Source organism: Nocardioides sp. TF02-7, assembly GCF_022437945.1.
Lineage (GTDB): Bacteria > Actinomycetota > Actinomycetes > Propionibacteriales > Nocardioidaceae > Nocardioides.
In genome coordinates, this window is sequence record NZ_CP092535.1 from 3,353,597 (window position 1) to 3,371,456 (window position 17,860).

18 protein-coding genes and 2 pseudogenes are annotated in these 17,860 nt (G+C 73.8%); 9 read left to right on the forward strand and 11 right to left on the reverse strand.

Translation table 11 applies throughout. The annotated features are described in order from the left end of the window. Positions 1–24: 24 nt before the first annotated feature. Entirely contained in the window at positions 25–495 is a 471-nt protein-coding gene (locus MF408_RS25765) for a protein phosphatase 2C domain-containing protein (protein WP_275693492.1), read from the reverse strand. A 71-nt stretch (positions 496–566) separates the two neighbouring features. Here MF408_RS25765 and MF408_RS25770 point away from each other — a divergent pair, with 71 nt between their 5' ends. Continuing rightward, positions 567–719, forward strand: coding sequence for a hypothetical protein (locus MF408_RS25770; protein ID WP_275693210.1), 153 nt, complete (start codon positions 567–569; stop codon positions 717–719). Positions 720–883: 164 nt separating this feature from the next. Here the strand turns inward: MF408_RS25770 and MF408_RS17260 are convergent, their stop codons facing one another. Continuing rightward, positions 884–1,555: a VWA domain-containing protein gene (locus MF408_RS17260; RefSeq protein ID WP_240248720.1), complete on the reverse strand. Its 672-nt coding sequence runs from the start codon at positions 1,553–1,555 to the stop codon at positions 884–886. Positions 1,556–1,666: 111 nt separating this feature from the next. On the opposite strand from MF408_RS17260, the gene MF408_RS17265 reads away from it, so the two are divergent. Beyond that, a complete protein-coding gene (locus MF408_RS17265) occupies positions 1,667–2,989 on the forward strand; it encodes a hypothetical protein (RefSeq protein WP_240248721.1) in 1,323 nt (440 codons plus the stop codon). A 1,076-nt stretch (positions 2,990–4,065) separates the two neighbouring features. Next, entirely contained in the window at positions 4,066–4,719 is a 654-nt protein-coding gene (locus tag MF408_RS17270) for a serine protease (RefSeq protein WP_240248722.1), read from the forward strand. A gap of 16 nt (positions 4,720–4,735) precedes the next feature. On the opposite strand, the gene MF408_RS27035 is transcribed toward MF408_RS17270, so the two are convergent. Both MF408_RS27035 and MF408_RS27040 read right to left on the reverse strand, forming a co-directional pair. After that, on the reverse strand, positions 4,736–5,275 hold the full coding sequence (locus MF408_RS27035; protein WP_345893755.1) for a Ku protein: 540 nt from the start codon (positions 5,273–5,275) through the stop codon (positions 4,736–4,738). Positions 5,276–5,357: 82 nt separating this feature from the next. Then, a pseudogene (locus MF408_RS27040) lies at positions 5,358–5,675 on the reverse strand (Ku protein); the annotation flags it as partial. A 66-nt stretch (positions 5,676–5,741) separates the two neighbouring features. Here MF408_RS27040 and lhgO point away from each other — a divergent pair. From lhgO to ligD, 4 genes are read left to right on the forward strand one after another with little or no spacing between them, the layout of a single operon-like run. Beyond that, positions 5,742–6,944 (forward strand): L-2-hydroxyglutarate oxidase, encoded by a 1,203-nt coding sequence (lhgO, locus tag MF408_RS17280; RefSeq protein ID WP_240248723.1) that lies wholly within the window; start codon positions 5,742–5,744, stop codon positions 6,942–6,944. A 7-nt stretch (positions 6,945–6,951) separates the two neighbouring features. Continuing rightward, positions 6,952–7,914: a DNA ligase gene (locus MF408_RS17285; RefSeq protein WP_240248724.1), complete on the forward strand. Its 963-nt coding sequence runs from the start codon at positions 6,952–6,954 to the stop codon at positions 7,912–7,914. Positions 7,915–7,937: 23 nt separating this feature from the next. Continuing rightward, a complete protein-coding gene (locus tag MF408_RS17290) occupies positions 7,938–8,666 on the forward strand; it encodes a L,D-transpeptidase family protein (RefSeq protein WP_240248725.1) in 729 nt (242 codons plus the stop codon). Then, complete coding sequence (gene ligD, locus MF408_RS17295) at positions 8,663–9,574, forward strand: non-homologous end-joining DNA ligase (RefSeq protein WP_240248726.1); 912 nt, start codon at positions 8,663–8,665, stop codon at positions 9,572–9,574. The genes MF408_RS17290 and ligD overlap by 4 nt, the downstream gene beginning before the upstream one ends. 12 nt (positions 9,575–9,586) lie before the next feature. Here the strand turns inward: ligD and MF408_RS17300 are convergent, their stop codons facing one another. The 3 genes from MF408_RS17300 to MF408_RS17310 all read right to left on the reverse strand — a co-directional run bounded on the left by MF408_RS17300 (position 9,587) and on the right by MF408_RS17310 (position 11,754). Next, on the reverse strand, positions 9,587–10,795 hold the full coding sequence (locus MF408_RS17300; RefSeq protein ID WP_240248727.1) for a protein phosphatase 2C domain-containing protein: 1,209 nt from the start codon (positions 10,793–10,795) through the stop codon (positions 9,587–9,589). Positions 10,796–10,891: 96 nt separating this feature from the next. Further along, on the reverse strand, positions 10,892–11,128 hold the full coding sequence (locus tag MF408_RS17305; protein WP_240248728.1) for a DUF3107 domain-containing protein: 237 nt from the start codon (positions 11,126–11,128) through the stop codon (positions 10,892–10,894). Between the two features lie 35 nt (positions 11,129–11,163). Next, positions 11,164–11,754, reverse strand: a complete 591-nt coding sequence (locus tag MF408_RS17310) for a TetR/AcrR family transcriptional regulator (RefSeq protein ID WP_240251988.1) — start codon at positions 11,752–11,754, stop codon at positions 11,164–11,166. A gap of 321 nt (positions 11,755–12,075) precedes the next feature. Here MF408_RS17310 and moeZ point away from each other — a divergent pair, with 321 nt between their 5' ends. Together moeZ and MF408_RS27045 are read left to right on the forward strand one after the other, a co-directional pair. Next, the gene (moeZ, locus tag MF408_RS17315; protein ID WP_240248729.1) at positions 12,076–13,284 is read left to right on the forward strand and encodes an adenylyltransferase/sulfurtransferase MoeZ; all 1,209 of its coding nucleotides are present in this window, start codon (positions 12,076–12,078) and stop codon (positions 13,282–13,284) included. Between the two features lie 269 nt (positions 13,285–13,553). After that, positions 13,554–13,631 (forward strand): annotated as a pseudogene (locus tag MF408_RS27045) (cysteine methyltransferase); the annotation flags it as partial. 244 nt (positions 13,632–13,875) lie between these two features. On the opposite strand, the gene tpx reads toward MF408_RS27045, so the two are convergent. Genes tpx through MF408_RS17340 form a run of 4 tightly spaced genes read right to left on the reverse strand, consistent with a single transcriptional unit; the run spans position 13,876 to position 16,763 of the window. Continuing rightward, positions 13,876–14,367 (reverse strand): thiol peroxidase, encoded by a 492-nt coding sequence (gene tpx, locus MF408_RS17325; protein ID WP_240248730.1) that lies wholly within the window; start codon positions 14,365–14,367, stop codon positions 13,876–13,878. A 31-nt stretch (positions 14,368–14,398) separates the two neighbouring features. Continuing rightward, positions 14,399–14,680, reverse strand: a complete 282-nt coding sequence (locus tag MF408_RS17330; protein WP_240248731.1) for a hypothetical protein — start codon at positions 14,678–14,680, stop codon at positions 14,399–14,401. Beyond that, entirely contained in the window at positions 14,662–14,925 is a 264-nt protein-coding gene (locus MF408_RS17335) for a hypothetical protein (RefSeq protein WP_240248732.1), read from the reverse strand. Before MF408_RS17335 ends, MF408_RS17330 begins: the two co-directional genes overlap by 19 nt. Next, the gene (locus MF408_RS17340) at positions 14,922–16,763 is read right to left on the reverse strand and encodes a hypothetical protein (protein WP_240248733.1); all 1,842 of its coding nucleotides are present in this window, start codon (positions 16,761–16,763) and stop codon (positions 14,922–14,924) included. Before MF408_RS17340 ends, MF408_RS17335 begins: the two co-directional genes overlap by 4 nt. Between the last annotated feature and the right edge of the window lie 1,097 nt (positions 16,764–17,860).

Below are 17,860 nucleotides of genomic sequence, written 5' to 3' on the forward strand. Positions count from 1 at the left end.
GCCCGCAGCACCTTGCGGTGACGGTCAGCCGGCGGCGGGCGCCGGCTTCGTGCTGTGCTCGAGGTCCTGTCGGGCCAGGATGACCATGGACGTGTCGTCGCCGCCGATGCGGGCGGGCTCGTCGAGCCAGTCGGGGAGCTGGGCGGCGATCCAGTCCAGGCCGCGAGTGCGGCCGAAGTCGACGAGCTGCTCGCCGGTCTGGCGCCACCAGCCGTCGGCGTCGACCCGGGAGGTGCCGAACCCGTCGGTGCAGAGGAACGCGAGGACGACGCCGTCGGCACGGACGTCGACGACGCCGGTGCGCAGCGAGCGGAGGGGGTCGGGCTGGCACAGCGAGCTGGTGTGGACACCGTCGAGCTCGGGGTCGTCGGGAACGGCGCGGCCGGCCTCCCCGCGCGCGGTCACGACGACGGCGTCGCCGTCGCCGATCTGCAGGAACACCATCAGGTCGCCGTTGACGGCGGCCGCCAGCAGGGTGCTGCCGTAGGGCTGCAGCGGGTCCGGCGGCGGCGCGGTGTCGGGGGAACGGGTTGGCCTCGGCGTGGTGGGTCACCTTCGCGACCCAGGTGTCGACGATCGAGGCGGCCGCCCTCGCGACGAGGTCGCCCGCGGTCGTGGGGTCGGTGAGGTCGGGCAGGATCCGCCGCAGCTCCTCGACGGCGCTGACCGCCGCGAGCGCAGCGCCGGTGTCGCTGCGGAAGTGGGCGCGGTGCCCGTGACCGTCGGCGACGGCCACCACCGCCTGGTCGCCGTCGCTCCAGGTGTGCACCGCGTCCTGGATGGGCAGCTCGTCGCGCACGTGGACCGAACCGATCCGGGCTCCCGAGAGGGTGCGCCAGCCGGTGCCGACGGGTCCGGTCATCCGAGGGTGCTCCAGATCGGGTCACCGATCGGGCTCGGGGGAGCGGCGGTCAGCCCGCCGCCGACCGCGGGTCGCGAGGCCACCTTGCTGGCGGCCTTCGACGCCCACACGATGTACTCGACGAGCTGCTCGGGGTTGTCGGCCCGCAGCAGCGGGATCTCCTCGTCGCCGATGAACCGGCGAAGGGAGTGCATGTCGGCGTCGCGGCCCACGCCGAGGGCGAGCCGCACGGCGGTGGCGCCCCCAGCGGTTGTTGAGCAGCGCCTGCAGGCCCTCGGCGAACGTCGTGCCGCTGCTCTGCGTCGGCCGGCCGTCGGAGACCAGGATGATCGCCGGCGGGTAGGCGCTCGAGGACTCGTCGAGGCCGTCGAGGGCGTCGGTGAGCGTCAGCAGTGCGCTGCCGAGCTCGGTGAACCCGCGCGGCACCGCCTCGAGCCGCTCCCAGTGCACCTGGTCGACCGGGGTCGGCTGCTGGATCACCCACCGCGGCTCGTTGGCGAACGCGAGCACGCGCACCAGCAACTCGGCGTGCGGGTTGGCCCGCGCCTCGTCCTTCAGGTGCGGCAGCACCTCGGAGATGGCGTTGTTGAGGGCCTGGATGCGGCCTCCACGCAGCATCGAGCCGGACACGTCCAGCACGAAGATGAAGTGGAGGGGCTTGCGCGCGAGGGCGCCGCCCAAGCGGTCACTCATGCCATCTCCTGATACCGGGTTTGGACGTCGCCGTCGAAGACGAGGCTATAGATTGTCACACAACGCACAGGCGTTCCGCGGGGGAACAGAGCACGGAGGTCGGCGACACCCATGGTGCTGGCAGAGGGCGTCGAGGTCGACCTCGGTCCGCTGGGTCGAGCCCGCGTCACCTCGCTGATCGGTCAGGGCGGCCAGGGCTACGTCTTCGAGGTACGCCGCGACACCGGCGAGCCGCTCGCGCTGAAGTGGTACAAGCCCGACAGCGCCACCTCCCAGCAGTGGCAGGAGATGCAGCAGCTGGTCGAGATCGGATCGCCGCACCAGCGGTTCCTGTGGCCGCTCAGCATGGCGCGGGTCGCCGACCAGCCGAGCTTCGGCTACGTGATGCAGCTGCGCGACCCGCGGTTCCTCGAGCTGAGCTACCTGCTGCTCAACACCGACCGCGACGGCCGGCCGCTCGACGTCACCTTCGCCTCGATCATCGAGCTCTGCCGCCAGCTCAGCTACAGCTTCCTGCGCCTCCACGCGCGCGGCCTGTGCTACCGCGACATCTCCTTCGGCAACGTCTTCTTCGACCCGGCGAACGGCGACGTCCTGATCTGCGACAACGACAACGTCGGGATCGACAACGGCACCGGGCGGGTGCTGGGGACGCCGTACTTCATGGCGCCCGAGGTGGTCCGCGACACGACGTACCGCACCCTCCCCAACACCGACACCGACCGCCACTCGCTCGCGGTGCTGCTGTTCTACTCGCTGTTCCTCGGCCACCCGCTCGAGGGCGCGCGCACCGACGCGGGCATGCGCGACGCGCACTGGCTGATGACCCACTTCGGCACCGACCCGCTCTTCTGCATGCACCCGAGCCGCACCGACAACCGTCCCGCCGAGATCGTGGAGCAGTACTGGCGGATCTACCCGCAGTTCCTCCGCGACCTGTTCGTGCAGGCGTTCGTCGACGGCCTCGAGCGGCCCGGCGCGCGGGTGACCGAGGGGCAGTGGATCAAGGCGATGGACCGGCTGCGCGACGGCCTGCTCACCTGCCCGACCTGCGGCACGACGAACTTCTGGAGCCCCGGTCAGGACGGCGTCCCCTGCTGGCAGGACGGCACGCTGGTGCGGCCGCCGTACGTCCTGCAGGTCGGGCGGCGCACGATCGCGGTCGGTCCGCAGACCACGATCCGCTCCGACCACCTCGCGTCCGGGGTGGACCACCCGGTCGTGGTCGGCCAGCTGCGGCAGCACCCGCAGGACCCCGCGCGGTGGGGGCTGCACAACGCCTCCGACCAGCGGTGGCCGGTCGCCTACCCCGGCGGCCAGGACCTGGTGCTCGACCCCGACCGGACCATCGAGCTGGTGCCGGGCGCGCGGATCCGGATCCGCGAGGCCACCGTCCACGTACGCCGTCCGGGCACGCCGGGCGAGACGGCCTAGGGTGGCGCGCATGTCTCCGCTGGTGGTCGAGGTGGACGGTCGCGTCCTGCGCCTCGAGGGCAGGTCGGTGGTCCGGGTCGGCCGGGCGATCGAGGCCGACGTGGTCCTGACCGCCGGCTCGGTGTCGCGTCAGCACGCCGAGCTGCGGCCGGTCGACGGCACCTGGGTGCTGGTCGACACCGGCAGCCAGTTCGGCACGTTCGTCGACGGCCGGCGGGTCACGGAGCACCCGATCAGCGGTCGCACCGTCGTCAGCTGCGGTCCGCCGGCGCCGGGCTCGTCGCTGACGATCACCCCGGGCGACCGGGCACCGTCGGCGGCCCCGGGCCATGCGCAGGTGCCGCCCGGTCCGGTGCAGCCGCCTGCGCCCCCGCCACCGGTCCCGGCGGCGGCGCCGGCCGGGGGCGAATGGGACGAACGGCGCGAACGGCATGGACGGGATGGACCAGACCCAGGTGCTCGCGGCGCAGCCCCGCCGGCCCGCCCGGCGTCGGCGGAGCGTTCCCGCCGCCGCGCACCGGACCCGACCTGCTGCTGGTGGCGGAGGGGCCGCGAGTACCGGTTCCGGCACCCGGCCCAGATCACCATCGGCCGCCGCACCGACTGCACGGTCGTCCTGACCGATCCCGCCGCGTCGCGCCAGCACGCCCACGTCGCCGCGGTGCCCGGCGCGTGGGTCTACACCAACGTGTCCAACGAGGGCACCTTCCTCGACGGGCGGCGGATCCAGACCCGGCGGTTCGACGAGCGGATCGCCGTCCGGCTCGGCCACCCGGTCGCCGGTCCCGAGGTCACGCTGGTGCCGATCCTGTCGGCCGCGGAGGAGGAGCGCCGGATCGCCCGCCGGCGGCTCGGCCGGCGCCTGGCCGTCGTCGGGGCGGTGGTGGCGGTCCTCGCCGTGATCGGCACCGCTCTCGGCGTGGCCGTGTGGCTCGACGACGACGAGCCCGGCAGCGCCGCCCCCGGTGACGGCAGCAGCGCGACCGACGGCGACGGCGGCTCCGACGAGCTGTCCCCCCAGGGAGCTCGAGGTCGCCAAGGCGGCGGCGGTCAAGATCATCGCCGAGAGCCACCCCGTGGGCGTCCCGTCCCAGCCGATCACCTACGCCGGGTCGGGCTCGATCATCCGCTCCGACGGGCTGATCCTCACCAACGCGCACGTCGCCGCCCCGGAGGCGCCCGGCGTCGTCGAGCAGTACGGTCCGGGTGCCGCGATCGCGAACCCCGAGTACGTGCTGATCTCGCTCACCGACGGCATGACCGACACGAACGCGCCACCGGCCTACCGCGCCCGGGTCGTCGTCGCCGACGGATACCTCGACGCGGCGGTCGTGCAGATCTACGCCGCCGCCGACGGCTCCGAGCTCGAGGAGGAGCTCGACCTCCCCACCGTGCCGATCGGCAGCTCCGAGGACCTGCGGGCGGGCGACCCGGTCACCGTGCTCGGCTTCCCCGCGGTCGCCGGCTCCGGCGACTCGATCTCGGTGACGGGCGGGTTGATCTCGACCGTGATCAACGACCCCGAGCTCGGGCCGCGCTCGGAGTTCGACACCGACGCGCGGATCTCGCCGGGCAACTCCGGCGGCATGGCCGTCGACAACGACGGCGAGCTGATCGGCCTGCCGACCTCGATCCACCTCGACGAGGGCTCACCGGTGGCCAGCGGCCGGATCCGCGCCATCGACGCGGTGAAGGACCTGATCGCGGAGGCCGAGCAGACGGTCGGCTGACGCCTCGACCGAGGGGTCAGCTGGCCTTCTTGGCGGCCGCGCGCTTGCTCGCGGTCTTCTTCGTCGCCTTCTTGGCGGCGGTCTTCTTCGCCGGGGCCTTCTTGGCGGGCGCCTTCCCGGCGGTCTTCTTGGCGGCGGTCTTCTTGGCCGCCTTCTTCGCCGGCTTCTCCTCCTCCGGCTCGTCGCCGCGGGCGGTCTGGGCGGCCTCGACCGAGCGCTGGAGGGCGGCCAGCAGGTCGACGACCTCGCCGCCGGTCTTGGTCGAGGTGGGGGTGCGCTTGATGTCGCCGCCCTCGATCTTGGCCTTGACCATCGCCTGCACGGCCTCGGCGTAGTCGTCCTCGAACTCGCTCGCGTCGAAGTCGCCGGCGAGCGTCTCGACGAGCATCCGGGCCATCGTGACCTCGGCGTCCTTGACCTCGCCGGTCTCGATCGTGAAGTCGGGCTGGCGGATCTCGTCGGGCCACATCATCGTCTGCAGCACGATGACGTCGTCGCGGACCCGGAGCACGGCGGTCGTCGTGCGCTGCCGCAGCGCGACGGTCACGACCGCCATCCGGTCGGCCTCGAGCAGCGCCTCGCCGCAGCAGCGCGTAGGGCTTGGCGCCGTTGGCCTCGGGCTCGAGGTAGTAGGACTTCTCCAGCAGCATCGGGTCGATCTGGTCGCTCGGCACGAACTTCTCGACCGCGATCTCCCGGGAGGAGGTGGTCGGCAGCGCGGCCAGGTCGTCGTCGGTGAGGACGACCATCTCGCCGTCCTCGGTCTCGTAGCCCTTGGCGATGTCGGAGTACGGCACCTCCTCGCCGTCGATCGAGCACACCCGCTGGTACTTGATGCGTCCGCCGTCCTTGGCGTGCACCTGCCGGAACGACACGTCGTGGCTCTCGGTGGCGGAGTAGAGCTTCACCGGCACGCTGACCAGCCCGAAGGAGACCGCACCCCTTCCAGATCGCACGCATGACAACGAGGGTACGGGCAAACTGACCGGAGCACGATCGTCGCGGCGGAGGGAGGCGGGACCTTGGACTCGATCACCGTGGTCGGAGGCGGCATCGTCGGGCTCGCCGTCGCCCGCGAGCTGACCCGGCGGTACGACGGTCTCCGCGTGGTGGTGCTGGAGAAGGAGCCGCGGCTGGCCGCCCACCAGACCGGGCACAACTCCGGCGTCGTGCACGCCGGCATCTACTACCGGCCCGGCAGCCTCAAGGCCCGGCTGTGCGCTCTCGGCCGCGACCTGCTGCGCGACTACTGCGAGGAGCACGCCCTCCCGTACGTCGAGTGCGGCAAGCTCGTCGTCGCGGTGTCGGAGGCGGAGCGCGGCCGGTTCGACGCGCTCGAGCGCACTGCCCGCGACAACGGTGTGCCGGGCCTGGTGCGTCTCGACGCGACCGGCATCCGCGACGTCGAGCCGCACGCCGCCGGCATCGCGGCGCTGCACTCGCCCCGCACCGCGATCACCGACTACACCGCGGTCGCCGAGGCGTTCGCGCGCGAGGTGACGGCCGCCGGTGGCGAGGTCCGTCTCGGCACCCTCGTCAGCGGCGTCGCCCGCCGCGGCGGCCGGTTGGAGGTGAGGGTGCCGGGGGAGCCGTTGGTGGCCGACCACGTCGTGCTCTGCGCCGGCCTCGAGGCCGACCGGCTCGGCCGCATCGTCGACGGCCACGACGAGCCGCGGATCGTGCCGTTCCGCGGCGAGTACCTCGCGGTGCGCGGCCCCCGGCGCGAGCTCGTGCGCGGCATGGTCTACCCGGTGCCCGACCCCCGCTACCCCTTCCTCGGCGTCCACTTCACCCGGCGCGTCGACGGCAGCCTCGAGGTCGGGCCCAACGCCGTGCTCGCCCTGCGGCGCGACGGCTACGGCGTGGTGCCCGGCCTCCGGCTCGCCGACGTCCGCAGCACCGTGACCTGGCCGGGGTTCTGGCGGATGGCCCGCACGCACTGGCGCACCGGCGCGGTCGAGGCGTGGGGGTCGCTGTCCAAGCAGGCCTACCTGCGGGTCGCGCGCCGCTACGTCCCGGAGATCCAGGTCGCCGACGTGGTGCGGGCGGGGGCGGGCGTGCGCGCCCAGGCCGTCGAGCGCGACGGCACCCTGGTCGACGACTTCCGCATCGTCACCGGCGACGGCGTGACCAGCGTCCGCAACGCTCCCTCGCCGGCGGCGACGTCGAGCCTGGCCATCGCCCGGCACGTCGTGGACGGGATCCCTGTCGGCGGACGGGCATGATGGGGCCGTGTCCGTCCTGCTGCCGATGCTCGCCACGGCCGGCACCCACGTGCCGGCGAGCGAGGAGTGGCGCCACGAGGTGAAGTGGGACGGCGTGCGCGCGATCGGGCACGTCGCCAGGGCCGCCAGTGCCGACAGGGCCGCCGGGGCCGTCACCCTCACCAGCCGCAACGGCAACCGGATCACCGGGGCCTGGCCGGAGCTGCTCGAGCCGCCCGCCGGCGCCGACGACATCGTGGTGGACGGCGAGATCATCGCCCTCAACGAGCGCGGGGTCCCGGACTTCCGGGTGCTCGCCGAGCGGATCCACGTCCGCAAGCAGACGGTCGTCGCCCGGCTCGCCGAGCGGGTGCCGGCGACGTACATGGTGTTCGACCTGCTCCGCCAGGGAGGCGAGGACCTGACCGGACTGCCCCTGGTCGAGCGGCGCAAGCGCCTCGAGCAGCTCGACCTGGGCGGGTCCGGCTGGCAGGTGCCGGCGACGTACGACGACGGCGCGATGCTCCACCAGGCCACCCGGTCGCAGGGCCTCGAGGGGATCGTGAGCAAGCGGCAGGACTCGACCTACCGCCCGGGGGAGCGGACCTCGCACTGGCTCAAGTTCGCCCACCGCCACCGCGGCTCCTTCGTCATCGGCGGCTGGCGACCGCAGACGGGCGGCACCCACCTCGCCTCGCTGCTGGTCGGGCAGCCGACCCGCGACGGCCTGCTCTACCGCGGCCGCGTCGGGAGCGGCATCGGGGTCAAGCAGTCGCGGCTGCTCGCCGGGCTGGTCGCGCCGCTGACCCGCACCGCCAGCCCGTTCGCCGACGAGGTGCCGCGGGTGGACGCGCGGGGGACGACGTGGACCGAGCCGGTGCTCGTCGTCGACGTCGACACCCACGGGGTCGGCTACGACCGGCTGCGGCAGCCGTCCTTCCAGGGTGTGCGCGACGACCTGACCCCCGACGACCTGCTGGGGGAGGCGTGAGCCCGGGCCGGAGCCTCGCCGCCGTGGCGGTCGCGGTCGTCGCGGTCGTCGCGGTCGTGGCCACGACCCTCGATGCCGCGTCGCCCGCACCGGCCCCCGCCCGCGCCGAGGACACCGCGTCGCAGCGAGCCGGCCGGGTCACGCTCGGCGGGGTCGACGTCCGGCTGCGCGAGCGGACCGGACAGGTGGTGACGGTCGACCGCACCCGCGGCCACCACGCCCGGGTGTCGTACTGGACGCTCGAGGACGGCCGGTGGCGGAAGCGGTTCTCGGTCCGCGACGGCCGGATCGGCTACGGCGGCGTCGTGCCCCGCAGGCAACGCCGGCAGGGCAGCGGGGACACCCCGCTCGGGACGTTCGGGCTGCGGTGGGCGTTCGGGATGCACCGTCCCGACCCGGACTGGTCCGTGCGCTACCGCAAGGTCCGGCGCGGCGACTACTGGGTGCTCGACAACTCCTCGCCCCACTACAACCGCTACCGCAACAGGCGGCAGGGCGGCTTCCGCTGGCGGCTCCCGAGCGGACACCCCGACGCCTCCGAGCGGCTGCTCGACTACCGCCGCCAGTACGAGTGGGCGATCGTCATGGACTTCAACCGTCAGCAGGTGCGGCGGCGCGGCGGCGCCATCTTCCTCCACGTCAACGGGAGGGGCGCGACCGCCGGTTGCGTCAGCGTCCCGCGCCGGACGATGAAGCGGCTGATGGGTGTGCTCGACCCGGCCCGGCAACCGGTGATCGCGGTGGGCCGATGACCGCCGGGAAGACCGAGGTCCACGTCGACGTCGAGGGCCGCACCCTCACGCTCAGCAACCTGGAGAAGGTGCTCTACCCCCGCACGGGCACCACGAAGGGCGAGGTGCTCGACTACTACGCCCGGGTCGCGCCGGTCCTGCTGCCGCACCTCGCCGGGCGTCCGGTGACCCGGATCCGGTGGCCGCACGGCGTGCAGGCGATGAGCTTCTTCGAGAAGAACGCGCCTGCCGGGACGCCGTCGTGGGTGCGCACGGTCGAGGTGCCGACCACCGGCTCCCGCGGGCCCAGCCGCAACGGCGACACCCTGGTGTTCCCGATCATCGACGACCTGGCGACGCTGATGTGGGTCGTCAACCTGGCAGCCCTCGAGCTCCACGTCCACCAGTGGACCGTCGACGACCGGGGTGAGCCGCGCGGCGCCGACCGGCTGGTCGTCGACCTCGACCCGGGCGAGCCCGCCGGCCTGCACGAGTGCTGCGTCGTCGCGCTCCACGCCCGCGACGCGCTCGCGGCCCGCGGCCTCGACGCGGTGCCGGTCACCAGCGGCAGCAAGGGTCTCCACCTCTACGCCGAGCTGTCGTCGCTGCTGCCGTCGGAGGAGACGTCGGCGGTCGCCAAGGAGGTCGCCGAGGAGCTGCAGGCGGCCCGTCCCGAGCTGGTCACCGCGACCATGACGAAGTCCAAGCGGCGCGGCAAGGTCTTCATCGACTGGTCCCAGAACGCCGGCTCCAAGACGACCGTGTCGCCGTACTCCCTCCGCGGCAAGGAGCGCCCGACCGTCGCGGCGCCGCTGACCTGGGAGGAGGTCGAGGCCGGCGCCGAGGACGAGCTCGGGCTCGACCAGCTCGGCTTCCGCGAGGTGCTCGACCGGGTCGGGCAGCACGGCGACCTGTTCGCCGCGGGCTGACCGCCACGTCGCTCAGGCCAGCCGGCGCCGCATCCCGTAGACGTCGAACTCGCTGACCGCGCCGGCGTCGGCGTCGCTCAGCGAGCCGCCGTCGACCTCGTCGAGGGTGGCGTCGATCAGCAGCTGGAACTCGGGGGAGGGGTTGGTGACGCGCATCGGGGTGGTGTCGATGCGCCAGCCGTCACGACCCAGCTCGTTGAGGACACCGATCAGAGTGGTGTTCTTCTCCGCGACCATGCCCTCGAAGCCGTCGGCGGCCTCGATCAGGTAGACCGGGCGGGCGACGGCCACCGTGGCGGCGTCGTACAGCGGCACCCACAGGCGGGCGTACTCGTACGACGTGGTCGTGGTCACGACTCCAATATAAGTTGATCCGGCCGCTGCGCGCGGGTGCGGCCGCGAAGCAAAGCTCAGGCCGACCGCAGCGGCCGCACGGCGACCGGGTCGACGACGTTGCGCAGGTCGGTGCCGGCGCCGATCACCGTCCCGGTCCCGACGACCGGCGCGTCGTCGACCACGTCGGCCACGACGACGGTGACGTTGTCGCGGCTGCCGCCGTCGAGCGCCGCGGCGACCAGGTTGCTCGTCGCCATCGAGCGCGAGGGCACGGCCAGGAGCTCGGCCAGCGCGGCGTCGGACACCGCGTCGGTCAGGCCGTCGCTGCACAGCAGCAGCCGGTCGCCGGGGGCGGAGGTCGAGCCACAGCAGGTCGGGGGCCGGCTGGTGGCCGGCGTCGACGGCCTGCAGCACCACGTGACGGTACGGCGACGACGCGGCCTCCGCGGCCGTCAGCCGGCCCGCGTCCACCATCGCCTGCACCATCGTGTGGTCGTGGCTGAGCTGGGTGAGGCCGCCGTCGCGCAGGAGGTAGGCCCGCGAGTCGCCGACCTGGGCGAGCGCCGTGCGGACGCCGTCGGTGAGGACGGCGGTCAGCGTGGTCGCCATCCCGACCCGGCCCGGGTCGGCCGCCACGCCGGCGACCAGCTGCTCGTGGGCCTCGCCCGCCGCGGCGTCGAGGAGCCGGAGCGGGTCGTGGCCGGGGTGGGCGAGGGCGCGGGCGGCGACGACGTACGCCGTGGTGGCCGCGGCCACCTCGCCGGCGGCGGCGCCGCCGACGCCATCGGCGACGCAGAGCAGGTAGGGACCGGCGTAGCCGGCGTCCTCGTTGTGCCCGCGGAACCTGCCGATGTCGCTCTGGGCGGCGAAGCGGAACTGCAGCATGACGACCTCCCGTTCACGAGCGACTCTGCCCGTGCTGCCTGTGAAACGGCTGAGGAGAGGCGAGGAGTTCCCGGAGTGCGCCGCGGGCGGCCGGTCCTACGAGCGGAAGCCGACCTGTCCGACGACGCTGCGGCCGATCTCGACGTAGGCGATCTTCTCGGCCGGCACCACCGTGCGGCGGCCCTTGGTGTCGCTGAGGGGTGAGCACGCCGCCCCCGAGATCGCGTCGGTCACGAGCTTCTCGATCGCGTCGGTGCTCTCGTCGGTCTCGACGACCAGCTCGCGGGCGGCGTTCTGCACGCCGATCTTGACCTCCACGGTCATCTCCTTCATGCGTGTGCGTCGTGCTCCGGCTGTCCGGAACGAATCTAGTGGTCCTCGGTGAGCGGGTAGCCGCGGATGCCGCGCCAGGCGAGGCCGGAGACCAGCGCCACCGCCTGCTCGCGCCCGAGCGGCCCGTCCTGGTTCGCCATCCAGAACCGCGCGGAGACCTGCGCCATTCCCACCAGCGAGACCGCCAGCAGCTGCGAGGCGGCGCCGGGCAGGCCCGTGTCCTCGTGGATGACGTCGGCGATCATGTCGGCGCACTCGGTGGTCACGCGGTCGACGTGGTCGCGGACCGCCGGCTCGCTGGTGAGGTCGGACTCGAACACCAGGCGGAAGGCCCCGGCGTCGTGGGTGACGTAGGCGTAGAACGCGTCGATGGCCGCGGTCACCCGCTGCTTGTTGTCCTGCGTCGACTCCAGCGCCGCGCGGCAGTTGGCGATGATCGTGTCGCACGACGCGTCGAGCAGCGCGAGGTAGAGGTCGAGCTTGCCCGGGAAGTGCTGGTAGAGCACCGGTTTGGAGACGCCGGCCCGCTCGGCGATGTCGTCCATCGCGGCGGCGTGGTAGCCGTGGGCGACGAAGACCTCGAGGGCGGAGGAGAGCAGCTGCGCGCGGCGCTCGCGCCGCGGCATCCGGACGCCGCGCGGACGGGCCTCCTCGACGTCGTACGACCTGCTGACCACGCGCACCTCCTCGATCTCCTGCTCCGCTTCGGCCACGGCGAGCCTACTCCCGCGTAACTCACGAACAGCCGACGGCCCGGCGCTCCTCGCTCCACCTCGTCCCAACCCTCGGACTGCTTGTCCGGATGGCGGTACATCCGAGGTCGGCGAGGGCACCGGGCGGACGATGGGGACCGGGCCCGGCAGCGGGAACACGGCGGACCGGACCGCTGTTGACACGAGACGGCCGCCCGGACGGCCCCACCCGACAGATCCCCCGAGGAGCACATCGTGAGCTTTGCGCCGCTGGTCGAGCCGGCCGACGAGCTGACCATCGACGAGGTACGTCGCTACAGCCGCCACCTGATCATCCCCGACGTGGGCATGGCGGGGCAGAAGCGCCTCAAGAACGCCAAGGTGCTGGTCATCGGCGCCGGCGGCCTCGGCAGCCCGGCGCTGCTCTACCTCGCCGCCGCGGGGGTGGGCACGCTCGGCATCGTCGAGTTCGACGAGGTCGACGAGTCCAACCTGCAGCGCCAGGTCATCCACGGCAAGTCCGACATCGGGCGACCCAAGGCCGAGTCGGCCCGCGACTCGATCGCCGAGATCAACCCCTACGTCCAGGTCGTGCTGCACAACGAGCGCCTCGACAACGACAACGTCTTCGACGTGTTCCGCGGCTACGACCTGATCATCGACGGCACCGACAACTTCGCGACGCGCTACATGGTCAACGACGCGGCGTACTTCCTCGGGATCCCCTACGTGTGGGGCTCGATCTACCGCTTCGACGGCCAGGCCTCGGTCTTCGCCCCGTCCCTCGCCGAGGACGCGCCGTGCTACCGCTGCCTCTACCCCGAGCCGCCGCCGCCGGGCATGGTCCCCAGCTGCGCCGAGGGCGGCGTGCTCGGCGTCCTGTGCGCCAGCATCGGCTCCATCCAGGTCAACGAGGCGATCAAGCTGCTGACCGGCATCGGCGACCCGCTGGTCGGCAAGCTGATGATCTACGACGCCCTCGAGATGGAGTACCGCAAGCTCAAGGTGCGCAAGGACCCGAACTGCGCACTGTGCGGGGACAACCCGACCGTCACGGGGCTCATCGACTACGACTACTTCTGCGGCGCGGTCTCCGACGAGGCCGCCGACGCCGCGGCGGAGGCGACGATCTCCGTCGTCCAGCTCGAGCACATGCTCAAGGAGCGCGAGGAGGGCACCCGCGACTTCGTGCTGGTCGACGTTCGTGAGCCCAACGAGTTCGAGATCAACAAGATCCCCGGCTCGGTGCTCATCCCCAAGGGCGAGTTCCTCAACGGCAACGCGCTCGCGCAGCTGCCCGCCGTCGACTCGGGCAAGCAGGTCGTGCTGCACTGCAAGAGCGGGGTGCGCTCGGCCGAGGCGCTGGCGGTCGTCAAGGGCGCCGGCTACGACGACGCCGTCCACGTGGGCGGCGGCGTGGTGGCCTGGGTCAACCAGATCGACCCCAGCCAGCCGGCGTACTGACGCTCGCGGCGTAACCGCGGCCTGCTGCTGTCGTTGACAGCGGTGAGGTCGCGCGTGACCCGAGAACCACGCGGGGCCACTCCTGGATCGATGGAGCGTTCCACCGCACCGAGGGGAGCACCCGAGGGCCCCGTCGCACGGCGACGGGGCCCTCGGCGTTCCTCCGCCCGCTGGGCGCGGGCGCGCGGCACGATGGACCGGTGCGGCCGGACCAGGAGGACTACGTCGAGCAGGTGCTGTCGATCGTGGAGCGGATCCCGCGCGGCCGGGTGACGACCTACGGCGGCATCGCCGACGTGGTCGGCGGCGGCCCCCGCCGGGTGGGGTCGGTGATGTCACGGCACGGCGGGCCGGTGCCGTGGTGGCGGGTGGTGCGGGCCGACGGCACGCTGCCGCCCAGCCACGGCGAGGGAGGCGCGGGCGCGCTACCTCGAGGAGGGCACGCCGCTGCGCCGCTCCGGCGCGGTCGACCTGCCGCAGGCGTACTGGCACCCCGGCGGGTGACCTCGCACCCGCCGGCCGGGACCTCCCGGTGGCTCCGTCAGCGCAGGTCAGCGCAGGTCAGCGCAGGTCAGCGCAGGTCAGCGCAGGTCAGCGCAGCGCCGCGACCGCGGCGTCGTAGTCGGGCTCGGTGGCGATCTCGGGGACCAGCTCGGTGTGCAGCACCGTGCCGTCGGCGTCGACGACGACCACCGAGCGGGCCAGCAGCCCCTCGAACTTCCCGTCGACCATCCGGACGCCGTAGTCCTCGCCGAACGTCGACCGGAACGCCGAGGCGACCGTCACGTCCTCGATGCCCTCCGCGCCGCAGAAGCGGGCCTGGGCCATCGGGAGGTCGTGCGACACGCAGATCACGCGGGTGCCGTCGAGACCGGCAGCCAGCTTGTTGAACCGGCGGACGCTCTCGGCACAGACGCCGGTGTCGATGCTCGGGAAGATGTTGAGCACCACGCGGGTGCCCTCCGGGAGGGTGACCGTGCTGAAGTCGGAGCCGACCAGCTCGAACGCGGGGGCCGGGGAGCCGACCGCGGGGAGGTCGCCGAGCGTGGACACGGGGTTGCCGCCGAGGGCCGTGGTTGCCATGGGCGTCTTTCTAGCAGGTCGTCCGACCCGGTCAGCGCAGGCGTCCGAGGAGCCCGACCGCCCGCCGCAGCTCGAGCAGCCGCCGCTCCCAGGTGATGCCCACGGTGGTGAGCAGCGCCCCGGCGAGGCCGATCCAGACCCACTGCGGGACCTCGCCGGCGTAGGGCCCGATCTCACGCAGCACGAGCACGGCACCCACCGCCGACCCGACCACCAGCGGTGCGCTCCAGCGGAGGGCGGCTCCGGCGACCGTCAGCGCCAGGCACCCGGCGCCCAGCACCAGCGCCCGGACGGTCAGCGGGTCGTCGAGCACCCACGCCAGCGAGGGAGGGTGCCGAGCAGGAGACCGGGGACCAGCGTGCCGGTCGTGGTCGCCCGCGGGTCCCGGCGGAGGCGCACGAGGCCGACGACGACCAGGCCCACGGCGAGCGGCAGCGTGTAGGGCTCGGGCGCGGTGATGCCGACGTCGCCCAGCCACACCCAGCTGGCGAGGAGGAACAGGCCGGCGCCCGCCCAGGTCAGGCCGCGACGGCTGGGGTGGACCAGCGCGTGCGTCACCACCAGGCAGCCCGCGACGGTGAGGTGCAGCGCGAGCGAGGACCCGGTGTCGGCGGCCGCGGCCACGGCGGGCAGCGCGGCGACCGGCGCGACGATGGCCGCGGGCAGCTCGACCTCGAGCCGCGGGCGGACGACGACCAGCAGCCCGACGACGAGCAGCGCGGGTATGCCGAGGAGCGCGACGTCGACCTCGCTGGCCGGACCGGCGCTCCACACCACCAGGGCCGCCGCCGGGGCCAGCAGCAGACCGCCGGCGAACGCCAGGTCGCGGGCCCTGCCGAGCACGTGCGCCGCCGCGGCGACGGGAGAGGGCGCCGGCCGCGGCGACCGCGAGGACGGCCAGGCTGGGCAGGCCGGCCGCCACCGCACCGATCGCGACCGCCAGGCCGACCGCCCCGAACGCCGTCTCCGGGCGACCGCCGGACAGCAGCCCGAACGCGAGTGCCGCACCGGCGACCAGCAGCAGCCCCGCGACGACGACCACCAGCGGCACGTCGTACGACGCCGCGGTCGCGACCGCCGCGAGCCCGCCGACCACGCCGCCCGCCGCCCACCAGGCGGCACGACCGCCCTGCCCGCCTCGTGCGGGTCGCGGCCACAGCCGGGCCACCAGCAGCAGCGGGAGCAGCGCCGAGGGCACGGTGAGCAGCGGCTCGGTGACCGGGTCGGGGCCGTCGACCAGCACGTCGAGCGGCTGGTCCCACCCCGTCGCCGCGACCCGGGCGACGGCCACCACCGCGGTCACCGCGGCCAGGCCGAGCAGCAGCAGCGACCCGACCGCGGCCGGAGCGATGGCGACGGTGCGCAGCGGCTGCGGCAGCAGCCAGTGGGCCAGGGTCCACCCGGCGGTCGCGGCGAGGGGCGACCAGGCCGAGCACGGCCACCGGCTCGTCCACGCACGGCAGGCTCAGCGCGGTCGTCACGAGCACCGCGGCCAGCGACCCGGCGGCGAGGGTCAGGTCCCGGTGCCGCAGCACGGCGCCGGGCGCGAGCAGGGCGGCGGCGGAGACCAGCAGCGACCACCCGGCGCCCTGCGCACCCCACATCGTCCCGAGGGTCGGGTCGGACAGCGCGACCGAGAACGCGAGCATCGCGGTGGCCGCCCAGACCCAGGCCGCGGCACCGGCCAGCGCCCACGCCTGCACCACCAGCGGCCGCCGGCAGCTGACGGCGGCCGCGCCCGCAACCACCACCATCAGGTGGCCGGCCACCAGGTCGTGGGACGTCTCCGCCGCGAAGCCGCCCCAGGCGACGAGGGCGCCGAACCCGGCGACCACCTGCGGCGCGACCAGGCGAGGGCGGCCGGCGGGCCGGGGGAGCGCCAACCCGGTGCCGGCCACGGCCGTCGTCAGGCCGGCCACCCCGACGACCGCACCGGTCGACAGGCCGCCGAACCAGCCCGCCGCGTCGGCGCCGAGCAGGTCGAGCCCGAGCAGCCCGAGCGCGACCACGCTCAGCGACTCCGCGGCGATGCGCAGCTCGAACCGGTGCAGCACCAGCGCAGCCGCCGCCGCGAGCACCGTCAGCGAGACCAGCACGCCGGTACGCCCCCCAACCCCGAGCCACGACCACGACACCGCCAGGAAGACCACCGCCGCCACCAGCAGGCACAGGGCGCCCAGCCCGAGCAGGATCCGCGGCACCGCCGCCACGCCCAGCCCCGCGGCGTACGGCGCCGGCGCCGGCGGCGCGGTCGGCGGTGCGGGCGGCAGGGACGCGGCGGGCGGTGCGGTCGGCAGGGGTGCGGCGGGCGCCGGCCCCACGGCCGGGGCGACCGAGCGCAGCCGTTCCACGAGCACGTCCGCCCGGGTCAACGTCGCGAACAGCTCGACCGCCAACGGGTGCCGGACCGGCAGCGAACAGGTCGGGCAGGTCGCTGCACCGTGCGGCAGGTCCGAGCGGCAACCAGGACACAAGGACGGATCGGCATAACGCATGTCCACCATCTCCCCACGAAAGACCGACCCGTCACACGGCGGTCCTACTCGGCACCGCTGAGTACCCGTACTCAACCAGCCGTCCTCCACAGCCGCGCCCACACCCTGTGGACGAACCACCCGCCGGCTGTGGACGCCGCCCGGGACCGTTGTGGACGACACGCCGGAAAGCCCACATCGCCCCAAGAACCTGGCCGCCACCCCTTGCGCCCCGCCGCGGAACGGCATAGAACTTCTCCCACGTCCTCCTCCGGGAGGACGGGATCAGCCGGAAGGCGAGGATCCACACGGCAGACGATCCCCTCGCGGGAACGCGCGCCGCACGAGCCGGGTGACGAGGCTCGTGGGATCCCGGCCGCCGGCCGGATCGACCGGGAGCGTCACCAGTACCGGTCACCAGAAGGGCCCTTGTGACTCATACTCACAAGGGCCCTTCGCTTGTTTTGTTTGGCGCGAGCGTGTCGCAGACGGTGCTCGCCGCGCGGGGCCTCGCAGGCTCGGCCCCACGGGCGTCGCACCGTGCGGCTTCGCCGCGTGCGACACGCTGCCGCGCTCGCGGTCGAGGTCCGCGGGGGCCGGGGTCGCCTGGCGGCCGGCGGTGGCGGGGACGGAACGCTGCCGCGCTCGCGGTCGAGGTCCGCGGGGGCCGGGGTCGCCTGGCGGCCTTCGGTGGCGGGGGTCGGGTGCGCGAGCGCGCCGCGGAGGGTGCCGGCGGGCGCGGACCCCTCGGACTCGCCGTGCCGGTGGCGGGCCGCTGGTGGTCGCGACCGACAGGGCAGCGACGGGGAGGGGGGCGGCGGTGGTCGGGCGCCGCGCCCGGCCCCAGCGGGCCTGGATTGGTCAGAAACCGCACGAGGATTGCCTGTCATGTCGCGGTTTGTGACCAATCGTCGCTCCCCTGGAGTTCCGGTCGCTTCCCGGGCGCTCTCACCGGTCACAGCACCGAGGGAGTCGCTCGAACTCCCGGGTAGCTCCCTCCACGGCGCTGTGACCGGCCG

Coding starts and splice junctions, on each gene's coding strand:
- MF408_RS17260 (WP_240248720.1), bottom strand. CDS start 1,555: ATGAGTGACCGCTTGGGCGGCGCCCTCGCGCGCAAGCCCCTCCACTTC.
- MF408_RS17265 (WP_240248721.1), top strand. CDS start 1,667: ATGGTGCTGGCAGAGGGCGTCGAGGTCGACCTCGGTCCGCTGGGTCGA.
- MF408_RS27035 (WP_345893755.1), bottom strand. CDS start 5,275: ATGGCGGTCGTGACCGTCGCGCTGCGGCAGCGCACGACGACCGCCGTG.
- ligD (WP_240248726.1), top strand. CDS start 8,663: ATGACCGCCGGGAAGACCGAGGTCCACGTCGACGTCGAGGGCCGCACC.
- MF408_RS17300 (WP_240248727.1), bottom strand. CDS start 10,795: ATGCTGCAGTTCCGCTTCGCCGCCCAGAGCGACATCGGCAGGTTCCGC.
- MF408_RS17305 (WP_240248728.1), bottom strand. CDS start 11,128: ATGAAGGAGATGACCGTGGAGGTCAAGATCGGCGTGCAGAACGCCGCC.
- MF408_RS17310 (WP_240251988.1), bottom strand. CDS start 11,754: ATGCCGCGGCGCGAGCGCCGCGCGCAGCTGCTCTCCTCCGCCCTCGAG.
- tpx (WP_240248730.1), bottom strand. CDS start 14,367: ATGGCAACCACGGCCCTCGGCGGCAACCCCGTGTCCACGCTCGGCGAC.